Raw genomic sequence first — 12,479 nt, forward strand, 5'->3', positions numbered from 1 at the left:
CGTTCATTCATTTATGGTAGAAGTGTGTTCACCGGCTGTCAATACCTCCCTGTCGGGACTTTGGCGCTTGGCCGCTTAAAATTCACTCTGTGACTGAACGGACCACTGGAAGCTCTTCACCCGCCCGCGATCGGTCAGTGGCATGGCAAAGTCCAGGTGCATGACATGGGTCGGCCGCGCCTTGGAGGAATTCACCCGCAGGCCGAAGCCCACATCGGCCAGCACCTTGTCACTCTGCACCGTGGCGCCGGTGGTGTCCCAGGCCTTGCCTGCATCCACAAACGCCGCCGAACCCAGCCGGAACAGATGCCAGACATGCTTGTTGTAGAAGTGCCGGCGCTCCACGTTCAGCAGGACGCGGCGGTCGCCGCTCTGCCATCCGGACGGGTAGCCGCGCAGCAGGGTGTCGCCGCCGGCCTTGAGTACCTTGTCGCCCGCCAGATTGTTGCCGGCGTCAACGCCCAGATGGGCATGCCAGCGATTATTGTCGTTGATGAAGAAGTCGTAGTTTGTCGAAAATCCATACACGGAATTGATGAAGGAGCGCTGTTGTTCGTCCCAAAAGAGGTCGGCCTGCGCCGAGGTGCGCAGCAGGTGGTGCGTGCCATAGCCGATGGTGTTGTCATAGTTCATCAGCGTCCGCAGGGCGTCGCGGTTCGAGCGCATCCAGCCGTTGGTGGCCCCGACGCGCACCCGCCATTCCTCGCCGATGTTGACGTCTTCGTTGCGGAACAGCTGCGTCAGGTTGGAGGTGGTGACATAGGCGTTCTCGCGCCGCTCGTATTCAATCCAGGGGTAGGAAATCTGGTTGTCCGGCGGTATCGGCGCGGTGAATGCCGGGTCCTGGTTGCCATAGGCCTCATGGTCGTAGGTGACGCCAAGACGCCAGCGCCGCACGGCGCCGTCGCGCGGCGGCCGGGCAAAGCCGACATGGGCCTGCACGTATTTTCGCCGGTCATCATAACGGTTGGTGATGACGCCGCCGGGGTTCTCGGTTTCGGCGCGCAGATCATCCGCGCCGTCGATGCCCGCCGCCCAGCGAGTGTCGAAGGCATAGAACGGTCGCTCCAGCTTGAAGTCCATGCGGCGGCCGTCATCGTTCTTGGCATAGCCCAGACCCAGTTCGGTGTGGCCGTCCATCAGGTGCTTGCTGTTGAAGGACAGCACGATCCCGCTGCGGTCGGCATTCTTGTCCCAGGACAGGTTGATGCTGTGGCCATAGCCCAGGATGTTGTCGTCGGTGATGCCGATGGAGGTGCTGTTCTGGCCGCCGGCGCGCTTGAAGGAGGCGGTGGGCTGCAGTGTCCAGATGTCGCGCCCCACCACCCGCAGGCTGATGGTGTCGCCGCAGACACGTTCAGGAACAATCATGGCGTCGTACAGGTAGCCCGCACCGCGCAGGATGCGTTCGCTTTCGTGCAGGCGGTCGACATCGAGCGGCTCACCCTCCTTGATCAGCAGTTGCTTGCGCAGAACTTCCGGGCGGGTGGGCACGTGCAGGCGGTTGGCGCTGCGGTACAGCAGGTTGTTTTCGTGTTTGTCGGCTTCGTTGAAGATGGGCAGCGTCTGCACTGAGATGTGATCAATGGTGCGGCCTTGCCACGGGCCGAAGTCGATCGATTTCCGGGTTTTCACGAATTCAAACAGACGTGGGTCTTCCGGGGTGAACAGCGGTGCACAACCGTCCTCAGCCCCGGCGGCCAGGCCGGACGAGCCGCTGACGAGGGTCGCGAGGACGGCTCGTTGCAGGGTGGTTGCCAGGGCGTGGCGCATGGCGGGGAAAATTACCGGAATCCAAGGATTGCACCATCGTAACAGGGTTGACTTAAGGGAATCTTATGGGTTGGTGTGGCGAACGTAACTGGCGGGAAGCGGTCATCAGGGCGGGAAAAAGGGCGCAGACGTGTGCCGTGGCCTGATTCGCTCAGTATTCGTTACCCGGCGCTTTATTGAGATGCATTTTGTCTTCCAGCATTTTGGACATGCCGGTGGCCTGGGGCGCAGGCGAAGGCGTATCCGTGCGCAAATAGCGGTCCCAGAAGCCATAGGCCAGGGCGCCCCACAGCAGGAACATGATGACGAGCTGGAACATCGTCTTCGGCTCCTTGTCATTGATGGCCTGCCGTGTGCTGGTTTGCGTGCTCTTGATGTTGAACGAGTCGCAGGCGGGACACTTTCCCCCCGGAAATTTCTGGCTGGATTTGTTGCCGCAGTCGTTGCAGATGTAGGCCATGGCGGTGCTTGCAGGCGGTGGATGTCTAACCGGAAACATACATGGCTTCCCGGCTGAAAGCCAATGGAAGGCTAGCGGTTTGGCGGTTGCAGTAGGCTGAAGATCATTTTCCTGTGGCACAAGTCCGGACGCCCGGCAAACACATCCAGACGCCCAGTCAAGTCACCGCCCTGTGAATTCCCTAAGTTAGGCGATAGCAGACCCGGATACCCGGGCCGTCCCTGTCCCCGACACAAGAACAAACCGGGAGTTCCACCATGATCTACGCCAACCCCAACCACGAAGGCTCCGTCATCCACTTCAAGGGCCGCTACGACAACTACATCGACGGCGGCTGGGTGCCACCGGTCAAGGGCCAATACCTCGACAACATCAGCCCGGTCAACGGCGAGGTGTTCTGCCAGGTGCCGCGCTCCACCGCCGAAGACATCGAACTGGCGCTGGACGCCGCCCACCGCGCTTTCACGCTGTGGGGCAAGACCTCCGCCACCCAGCGCAGCAACATCCTGCTGCGCATTGCCGACCGCATCGAACAGAACCTGGAAATGCTGGCCGTGGCCGAAACCTGGGACAACGGCAAGGCCGTGCGCGAAACGCTGGCCGCCGACATTCCGCTGGCTGCGGATCACTTCCGCTACTTCGCCGGCTGCATCCGCGCCCAGGAAGGCAGCATGGCCGAAATCGACGAGCACACCGTCGCCTACCATATCCACGAACCGCTGGGCGTGGTCGGCCAGATCATCCCGTGGAACTTCCCGTTGCTGATGGCGGCCTGGAAACTGGCCCCGGCGCTGGCGGCGGGCAACTGCGTGGTGCTGAAGCCCGCCGAGCAGACCCCGGCCTCGATCCTGGTGCTGATGGAGCTGATCAACGACCTGCTGCCGCCGGGCGTGGTCAACGTCGTCAACGGTCTGGGCGAGGAAGCCGGACAGGCGCTGGCCACCAGCAAGCGCATCGCCAAGATCGCCTTCACCGGTTCCACCCCCATCGGCCAGCACATTTTGCGCTGCGCCGCCGACACCCTGATTCCCAGCACTGTCGAACTGGGCGGCAAGTCGCCCAACATCTATTTTGCCGACGTGATGCAGCACGAGGACGACTACCTCAGCAAATGCGTGGAAGGCATGACACTGGCCTTCTTCAACCAGGGCGAAGTCTGCACCTGCCCGTCGCGGGCGCTGATCCAGGAAAGCATCTACGACGACTTCATCGGGCTGGTGGTGGAACGGTCTTCCCGCATCATCCGCGGCAACCCGCTGGACACGACAACGCAGGTGGGCGCGCAGGCCTCCGCCGAACAGTTCGACCGCATCATGAGCTACATCGCCGTCGGCAAGGCGGAAGGGGCGAAGGTGCTGCTGGGCGGTGACGTGGCGCGGTTGGGCGCGGAATTCGACCAGGGTTTCTACGTGCAGCCGACCCTGCTGCTGGGCACCAACAACATGCGCGTCTTCCAGGAGGAAATCTTCGGCCCGGTGGTGGGCGTCACCACCTTCAAGGACGAGGCCGAGGCGCTGGCTATCGCCAACGACACCGAGTTCGGTCTGGGTGCAGGCCTGTGGACCCGCGACATGAACCGCGCCTACCGCATGGGCCGAGCCATCCAGGCCGGGCGGGTGTGGACCAACTGCTACCACGCCTATCCCGCGCATGCGGCCTTCGGCGGCTACAAGAAATCCGGTATCGGCCGCGAAACGCACAAGCGGGCGCTGGAGCATTACCAGCAGACGAAGAATCTGCTGGTGAGTTACAGCACCAGTCCGTTGGGGTTCTTTTAAGTATTACTCCCTCGCCCCTTGTGGGAGAGGGCCGGGGGTGAAGGCGGGGTTTCAAGCAGCGCTGCTGCTTGCCGCCTGAACGCCCGAAGGGCCGGAGAGGGGTGCGGAAAGCCGACAAGACACACCGTCGGTTCAAGCCCAACCGCCGTACCCCTCTCCCTAACCCTCTCCCACAAGGGGAGAGGGGACTAAAACCACCACTTATCCCCCCGCGCTAGCCAACCGCCCGCCACCATGCCTACACTCTCCGGAAACCACAACAACACCCCTCGCTCCGAGGTTGTCATGCTGGATTCCGGACTAGCGTCACGCGCCGCCTTCAACCGCCGTCGGCAAACCCCGGCGCAGCTGGTGGAAAACCGCACCATTTACGAGCGCCACGGCGCCGAACTTTCCATTTACGACACATTTACTCCCGCCGAAAAAGTGCGCCTCGATGCCGAGGAAGTGCTGTATTGCGGCATGATCACCGGCAAGAAGGTGCTGCACGGCCAGCAGCAGTTCCGATCCGATTTCCTGCCGCACGAGTCCTTTGTGATGGGGGCGGGCGAGACGGTGGACATTGATTTCCCGGAAGCCAGTCTGGATGCGCCGACCAGTTGCCTGACGCTGGGCATCAGCCGTGAACGCCTGCGTCAGGTCTGTGACCAGTTGAACCGCGACGAGCCGCTGCCACCGTCGCTGGGCGAGCGCGATGCGCATCGGGAGCAGATGTTCCACATCTGGCATACCGAGGCGACGCAGCGGCTGCTGGTGCGCATCGTCGACAGTTTTCTCGGCCAGGATGATGAGCGTGACCTGGTGCTGGATCTGGGCGTCACCGAGCTGCTGTCGCGCATGCTGCGGCAGCAGGGGCGGCAGTTCCTGCTGGCCTGCGCCTCCAGCGATCCCACCCGCCATGCGCTCACCGCTGTGCTGCGCTACATTGATGACCATCTGGATCAGCCGCTGGAGGTGGATCAGCTATGCCGCCTCGCCTGCATGTCGCGCAGCAAGTTCTACGAGCAGTTCCGTGCGGCGGTGGGGTGCGGGGCGATGGAATATATCCAGCAGCGGCGGCTGGAGCGGGCGCGGGAATGGCTGGCGGCGGGGCGCGGGGTGACCGAGGTTTGCTATGCGGTCGGTTACGTGAATCCCAGTCACTTCACGCGACGGTTCCATCAGCAGTACGGGATGTCGCCGAGGGAGTACGGGCAGGGACGGCGATAGGCCGTCTGGGTTTCCCCCCGGACCTGTGCGGAAAGCTTGCGCCGCGCGGATAATTTCAGTATCAACAGCCCATATCCCACGTGAAGGATCGCCCATGAAACATCTCCCCGTTCTCCTGAGCCTGCCGCTGCTATTCACGGCGTTGCCCGCCCTGTCCGATAGCGCCGAAAGCTTCGGCCGCGCCCAGACCGACAAGAACAGCTACGAAGCCCAGCGCGAGTGGCGGCAGCGCAACAGCAATTCCGTGCAGTTGCAGCAGGTCATCTTGCCGCAGCCCGACGGCCGCCCGCGCAGCAGCGACGAAGTTCAGGCCGAGCATGAACAGAAGCTGAAGGCCATGCTCGGCAAGTGGGATGACGGCCGCACCGCCCAACAGATGTCGGATGATCGTGACCGCGCTGATGCCGATGCCGTCAACCAGTGGGTGCGCGACGAGTATCCCAAGTTCATCCGCAAGGCGCGCAAGCTGGTGCTGAAGGGCGAAGATAAATGGCAGTCTTTCCTGGCGGAGCTGGACCGGAACGAGCGGAATTATCTGGAGTCAGGGAGTGTCGTCGTTCGGGATTCGCCGATGGCTGACTTTGGCTACGAGCTGTATGCCGGCGATGGCAAGCATCCCGGCGAGACGGAAAAGGCCCTGCTGGTATGGAAGCGGGGTTCGGGTATTGATGATATGTGGTCGGCGTACGCCCTGGGCATGTACGAGGAAGGCAAGGGAACGCCCGAAGGTCTGGCGCAAGCCCTGCAATATTATCAGGAGTGTTATACCCGCAAGACCACGATGTTTTCCGCGCGCAATGCCTGCCGCCTGAAAGTGATCCGCGCCCACGCCTTCGGTCTGGGCACGCCGGTCAATCCGGGCCACGCCGCCGAGCTGTTGAAACGCATGCGTCAGGACGAAGAAGGGCTGTTCAATCCCCGCAGGAGCCTTCGGAGCAAACCCTGGGCGGATGCCATCATGCTGGGCGCCCTGATGAACCGGTTGGGCATCGGCATGCCCAGAAACGAGGACTATGCCCGAAACCTGCTACGCACGGCGGTGCTGCCGGAAAGCCCCGACTCCTGGAGGCTGCTGACTGCGCTGCTGCGCGCCGGCGGTGATATCGAGGACAAGGCCGTCTCGTGGAACCTGCTGAAACAGGCCTATGTGGCCGGGCATACCGACGTGGGCGGCGAGATGGCGCTGAAACTGCTGGCAGGTGAAGGGGTCCCGGCAGATGTGGATGGTGCGTATGCGCTGGCGATGAGCCAGGCCGGGCTGGATCCGGCCGTGACCGCCCGTCTGGCGCGCGGCCTGATGGCGGCGGCCCCGGCCAAGGCCGTGGCGTTGCTGGATCGCCATGCGCTGCCGGAAGATGGTGAGTTGCAGGCCATGCTGACCGAGGCCAGGGCAGCGGCTCGCTGAGCAGTGGTGCCTTGCGCAACGGTCATGATGCCCGGCCGTCCGCGTCTTGCTTGGCCGGGCATCATTTCAGGAGAAAGTCATGACCGCCTATTACGGCTTCATCCCCACCGATGTCGTCCGCGCGGAAATCCTCGACCTGCTGGCCAAGCTGGCGAAGTCGTCTTCCACACCGCTCTACCCGCAGTCCAACCGCTTGGCCGGGGTCCTGACAGACGATGTCATCGACAACCTGCTGTTGTTGTTGGTCAAGGCCCTGCAGCAAGCCGGGGGCGAGGGGCATGGCCTGATGCTGTTCCTGGGCGGTTTCATCAAGACCACCATGCACGGCCTGCTGAAGGTGATGCTGGGCAGTCCCGGCAATGCCGAGGTGGACCGCCGCACCGACTTCATCCGCGCCGTGTTCCTGAGCCTGCCGCAACAGCCGCCGCGCATCGGTTTTGCGATGCCGGAAGACCTTTACCGGCGCTTCATGAACGCCTTTGACGAAATTGACGCCGGACGCGGCAAGGCACAGACGGCCGTCTTGGTGCAGGCGTTCGCGGAATTCACCGACCAGGCGCTGATCCATTTCTACGACGGCTTTGTGGACCGGCTGAATCTGGGTTTCCTGCTGAAGAAGGGGGCTTCGGTGGCGCGGGGGCAGATGAAGGCGCAAAGCACGGCCACCTTCGGCAAGATGATTCCGGCCCTGAGCCAGGCGGAGCTGAAGGCGCTGAGCGACTACCTGCGGCAGCGGATGGTCAACAGTTAGTGATTCGGCAATCGGGGCCCTTGATCGGAAAACGGCCTGAAAGTTGCTAGGAATATCTGTTGGCGGTCTTTCCGGCCGCCGGCGATTCCTTCTTCAGGGTACCGACCACATGGCGCATTCCCCCTCGTTAATGGCGAAACTTCCCGCCAGGGCAACGGATGCCACCCTCACCCCGGCCTTGGCGATGCAGCTGCCGCAGGCCCAGAACCCTGACGCCGCCGAGCAGGCGGCCGGTTTTGGCCGCTGGTGGCTGGATGTGCGAAGCGGTCAGTTCCTGTTGTCCTCAGGTGCGGCGCAACTGCTGGAAGTGATGGCGGGATGGTATGAGCATCTGGACAGCGCCCTGACCCATGTTGTGGCTGACGACAGGGCCAAAGTGCTGTCTGCGCTCCACGGTGAGGCAGCCGGGCCTGATGATTGTGAATTCCGCATCATCCACGCGCTGGACGGCCTGCGCTGGCTGCGGCTGACACCCTTGCCGCCCATCCCTTTACAACCCACCCTCAAAACCGGCGTGCTGGTGGATGTGACCACGGCCCGTCTGGCGCAAATGCGTGAGCACTTCAGCCTGGAGTCCAGCCGTTTCCTGGTGGGGGCGAATTCGCTGGGCAAGGCCATCACCAAGGTGATCCAGCTGGTGTGCGAGAACCTGGGCTGGGAATGGGGGGCGTACTGGGCGCTGGAGCAGCACCCGATGGGCGCGCACAAGCTGGTCTGCAAGTACTTCTGGCACTCCCCGGAATACGATCTCACCGCGTTTACCCGCGCCAGCAGCATCCTGCGCATGGGGCCGGGAGAAGGGCTGATCGGCAATGTCTGGCGCACCGCCCGGCCCACCTGGGTGGAGGACATGGCGAATGACCGCCATTTCCTGCGGCGTGACGGCGCCCGTAGTTGCGGACTGATATCGGGTTATGCCTTCCCGGTGTCGTACATGACCGCCGACGGTCGCCGCCACAGCCCCGGCGTCATGGAGTTCTTCAGCCAGTGCTCGCGGCAGCGGGAAGCGCAGCTGCCCGCGCTGGCCTCGGTGATTGGCGCGCTGGTGGCGCAGGCCGTGCAGCGTCTGGAGCAGCAGGAAAGCATCCGCAAGCTGTCCCAAGTGGATGACCTGACCGGACTGGCCAACCGCAACCATTTTAACCAGCGGCTGGATGCGGCCTGCCTGGACGCCACCGCCACCGGCGTGCCCTTCGGCGTGCTTTTCATTGACCTGGACCGCTTCAAGCCCATCAACGATGCCTTTGGCCATGACGCCGGTAACGCGGTGCTGCGCGAATTTGCGCAGCGTCTGCAAAAGCTGGCCCCGGAGGGCTGTACGGTGGGGCGGCTGGGCGGTGATGAGTTTGCCATGGTCTCCGGGCCTGCCGAGTCGGTGTCGCTGTTGCGGGTGCTGGCGGAACGGGTTCTGCTGGCGGCCTGCACCCCGTTCTGGTTTGGCGGGCAGGAGCTGACGGTGTCCGCCAGCGTTGGCATCAGCCTGTTTCCCGACAACGGCTGGACCGGGGCGGAGCTGATGCGCAGCGCCGACGCCGCCATGTACCGCAGCAAGCAGAACGGCCGCAACGCCCTGAATTTTGTCTCCGACCGCGCCTCCGCCGACCTGGCCGAACAGCAGTCTTCGCTGGCGCAACAATTGACCATGGAAGCCGAGCTGCACCATGCCCTGATCAAGCAGGAATTCTTCCTGGAGTATCAGCCGGTGTTCGATTTCGGCCGCTCCGGGCAGCGCATGGTGGCGGTGGAGGCGCTGATCCGCTGGCGGCGCGCCAACGGTGAGCTGGTGTCGCCGGAGGTGTTCATTCCCATTGCCGAGCACAGCCGCCTGATTCTGCAGATTGGCCGCTGGGTGATGGAGCAGGCCTGCCGCGACCTGGCCCTGCTGCACCGGGCCGGGTTTGCCGACCTGCAGGTGAACATCAACATGGCAGCGCCGGAATTCGTCAACGGACGGCTGCCGTCGGAACTGATGGTGTTGACCGAGGCCTGCGGCATTGCCCCGCATCAGGTGTGCCTGGAGATGACCGAGGGCATGGTGATGAAGCAGCCCGACAAGCTGATTCCAGTGATGGGCCTGTTGCGGCAGCTGGGTTTCAAGATCAGCCTCGATTCCTTCGGCATGGGCCATTCGTCATTGTCGCGGCTGAAGGAGCTGCCGGTGTCGTACCTGAAGATTGACCGCTCGTTCATTCGCGGCATTCCCCAGGACCGGGGGGACAAGGCGATTGTGCGGACGCTGCTGGACCTGGGCCGCCATATGGGGGTGCCGGTGATTGCGGAAGGCGTGGAGACGGATGCGCAGTTCGGGTTCTTGCGGCAGTTCGGCTGCACGCTGATTCAGGGTTTTGTGCTGAGCAGGCCGAAGGGGGTGGCGGAGCTGGCAGATGAGTGTTCCCGCTAACGGGCTTGCGCTATAGTACCCGGCAACCCCACTTTTCAGGATGGAGCCTCCCATGACCGATCATCGCGCCGCCGCACTGCTGCTGGGCGTTTCCCTGGCGTTGCATGCGCCGTCATCCCCGGCGGCTGAAGAGGCGGCGGAATCCAGCGGCGACAAGGGACTGCCGATGATGGTGCTGGGCTTGGTGGCCAAGCCCTTCATCGACGGCATGATCGGCAAGTTCTACAACTGGTTCGGCCAGAAAACCGGCGTGCCGATGACCGGCCCGCTGCCCGGTGACTGCGGCGACGCCTGCATCAGCGGCTTGCAGCCCGGTCAAGCCAACGCCGGTTTTGCCCCCTCCGCTTCCACGCCGAACACCGGCGCCTCCGATCGCGGATACAACAGCGCCAATACCGCCAGCCGCCAGGCCGCCTTTGGCATGGCGGTGGGCGCGTGGGTAAAGCCGCCGCGCATGCCCGCCGCCGAGGCCGACCTGGAACTGCCGCAGTTGTGGAAAAAGTCGTCGAGCGGGCAGGGCACCGAGTACACCCAGGTCAAGCTGTCGATCCTGCTGACCGACGGCGGGCTGGTGGCAGTAGGGGTGCAGGATGAAGGCCGCCCGGTGCAACTGCGCGATACCTTCATTGTCGGCAAGGGCCATGACGGCAACGGCCCCACCGTGGCGCTGTTCCCGATTCCCGGTGAGAAGCGCGTCGAGGTGATCCGCATCAAGCCGACGCTGCCGCGCGAGACGTTGCAGGTCTATGTGCTGCCCTGCCAGGTCAGCAACGACACCCGTGGCGCGGATGTCGGCGAGGGCAGCGAGGAATGGCAGGACTTGCAGACGCAGCTGCCTTCCGCCCCGCCGCAGTTCCGCCTCAGCCGGGTGAGCGCTTGCCCCAACACCGGCGATGTCAGCTGGCCCGAGATCTACGCGACGGCCAAGCCGCTGGCGGCCTCCGCCCATGACAAGCGCCTGTACGGCACGATTGGCGTGGTGGAAGCGGGGCAGTGGTACCGCCTCGACATTCCCTACGCCACCGGACTGTAAGCATGCAGCGCCTATTTCATCGCCGGGCGGCGCTGTGCGCACTGGCCCTGCTGGTTTCCGGCTGGCAAGCCCCCGCCCAGGCCGCCGCGCGCGCGCTGGTGGTGGGCATCAAGGATTACGCCTACTGGAGCCGCTTGCAGAACTCGCGCAATGACGCCGAGGACATGGCGCAGACCTTGCGTGACCTGGGTTTCGAGACGACGCTGCTGGTGCGCGACGGGCAGGGCGAAGTGGACAGTGAGCGTCTGCGCGCCGCCGTGGCGCAATTCAGCCGGGATCTTCGCCCCGATGACCGGGTGGTTTTCTTCTACTCCGGCCATGGCGCGGCGGTGCCCGACGGCGCGGGCAGCACGGAAGGTTACCTGATTCCCGCCAATGCCCCGGCCCCCGGACGCAGCAACAAGCAGGCCATCCGTGACAGCGCGGTTGCCCTCAAGGGTATCGCCGAGAGCCTCGGCAACCGCATTGACCCCGACACCGGCTCCATCCTGTTCCTGATTGACGCCTGCCGCAACGAGGTGGTCAACAAGGGCGCCGACGTGGTGGAGGAGTCCACCCCCAGCCAGCCGCTGACCAAGCAAGTCGAGGTGATCTACGCCACCTCCAACGGCAGCACCTCGCTGGACAAGCTGCCCGGCGACAACGCCCCGCGCAACAACGGTGTGTTCACCCGTGTCGCCATCGAAGAGCTGCGCCGCCACAAGGATAATCCGGGCTACTCCTCAGATGCCTTTTTCCCGGCGGTGAAGAGCCGGGCGCTGCAACTGGCCAAGGCGGCAGGTAAAAGCCAGGTGCCTGCGTGGATGAACGACACCGGCAAGGAGTCCTTTGTCTTCGTGCCCTGTCCTGCCGGGCAGGCCTGCAATGTGCTGGTGGATAACCGGGTGACGGTCAACGCCCCGCCGTCGGCGGACCAGCTGTTCTGGGAATCGGTCAAGGACTCCACCGACGCCGGAGACTACGCGGCCTACCTCAAGCAGTACCCGCAGGGCGCGTTTGCGGCGCTGGCCGAGGCGCGCCGCGACAAGTACCAGCCCTCATCCGGCCACTCAGTGCTGGACTCGCTGCGCCTGCCGGAAAAGCCGTCGGTGCAGGACTTGCAGCAGGAGCGCGAACGCAACCCCGGCGGCACCAGTATTTATGACGCCCTCAGCCTGAAGACCGACAAGCCGGGCAGCCGGGTGGAAGCCTTGCGCCTGCCGGAAGGCGACGGCTGCAGCAAGTTGGTGCTGGACCTGAATCGTGGCCGCCTGAACGGCCTGCCGCCCACCCTCAGCCAGTCGCAGGTCAAGCAGGCGCTGCCATGTTTCACCGGCGACACCCCTGACGGCGAGGTCTACAACTACGGCGGCGGCGTGTTCTTTCTTGACCACGACTTCTTCATGTACACCGGCAAGGATTTCATCGAGGTGCGCGCAGACTTCAAGGGCAGCATCACCCCGGCGCTGCTGGGCAAGAGCGACGACGAAGTGACGGCGATCTACGGCCAGCCGTCTGCCGTGGAGTCAGGGCGGCTGTATTTCACCACGGCCTACGGCTGCCTGCGTTTCACCTTCGGCAGCCAGGGCGTGCGCGAAATCCGCGTGCATGCGGCCTCGTGCGAGGCGGCGGGGAATATCTAGGGAGTAGGGTGACGGGGTCAGGGCGGCGTCGGCTGCCCCCTGATCCC

At 64.0% G+C, this 12,479-nt stretch carries 9 protein-coding genes; 7 read left to right on the top strand and 2 right to left on the bottom strand.

What is annotated here, in order from left to right:
• Positions 1-75: 75 nt before the first annotated feature.
• The gene (locus tag Q7T36_RS16760; RefSeq protein WP_304851398.1) at positions 76-1,773 is read right to left on the bottom strand and encodes a BamA/TamA family outer membrane protein; all 1,698 of its coding nucleotides are present in this window, start codon (positions 1,771-1,773) and stop codon (positions 76-78) included.
• A 151-nt stretch (positions 1,774-1,924) separates the two neighbouring features.
• Positions 1,925-2,272, bottom strand: a complete 348-nt coding sequence (locus tag Q7T36_RS16765; protein ID WP_304851402.1) for a hypothetical protein — start codon at positions 2,270-2,272, stop codon at positions 1,925-1,927.
• 218 nt (positions 2,273-2,490) lie between these two features.
• Here Q7T36_RS16765 and Q7T36_RS16770 point away from each other — a divergent pair, with 218 nt between their 5' ends.
• From Q7T36_RS16770 to Q7T36_RS16800, 7 genes are all read left to right on the top strand, one after another.
• Complete coding sequence (locus tag Q7T36_RS16770; protein ID WP_304851405.1) at positions 2,491-4,011, top strand: aldehyde dehydrogenase family protein; 1,521 nt, start codon at positions 2,491-2,493, stop codon at positions 4,009-4,011.
• Between the two features lie 285 nt (positions 4,012-4,296).
• A complete protein-coding gene (locus tag Q7T36_RS16775) occupies positions 4,297-5,220 on the top strand; it encodes a helix-turn-helix domain-containing protein (RefSeq protein ID WP_304851408.1) in 924 nt (307 codons plus the stop codon).
• 94 nt (positions 5,221-5,314) lie between these two features.
• Complete coding sequence (locus tag Q7T36_RS16780) at positions 5,315-6,625, top strand: hypothetical protein (RefSeq protein ID WP_304851411.1); 1,311 nt, start codon at positions 5,315-5,317, stop codon at positions 6,623-6,625.
• A gap of 79 nt (positions 6,626-6,704) precedes the next feature.
• Positions 6,705-7,376 carry a hypothetical protein gene (locus tag Q7T36_RS16785; RefSeq protein ID WP_304851414.1) on the top strand — a complete coding sequence of 224 codons (672 nt, stop codon included), beginning with the start codon at positions 6,705-6,707 and terminating at the stop codon, positions 7,374-7,376.
• A 109-nt stretch (positions 7,377-7,485) separates the two neighbouring features.
• On the top strand, positions 7,486-9,777 hold the full coding sequence (locus tag Q7T36_RS16790; protein WP_304851416.1) for a bifunctional diguanylate cyclase/phosphodiesterase: 2,292 nt from the start codon (positions 7,486-7,488) through the stop codon (positions 9,775-9,777).
• Between the two features lie 52 nt (positions 9,778-9,829).
• Complete coding sequence (locus Q7T36_RS16795; RefSeq protein ID WP_304851419.1) at positions 9,830-10,810, top strand: hypothetical protein; 981 nt, start codon at positions 9,830-9,832, stop codon at positions 10,808-10,810.
• A gap of 2 nt (positions 10,811-10,812) precedes the next feature.
• On the top strand, positions 10,813-12,432 hold the full coding sequence (locus Q7T36_RS16800; RefSeq protein ID WP_304851422.1) for a caspase family protein: 1,620 nt from the start codon (positions 10,813-10,815) through the stop codon (positions 12,430-12,432).
• Positions 12,433-12,479: the final 47 nt, after the last annotated feature.

The organism is Fluviicoccus sp. (assembly GCF_030646115.1).
Classification (GTDB): Bacteria; Pseudomonadota; Gammaproteobacteria; order Pseudomonadales; family Moraxellaceae; genus Fluviicoccus.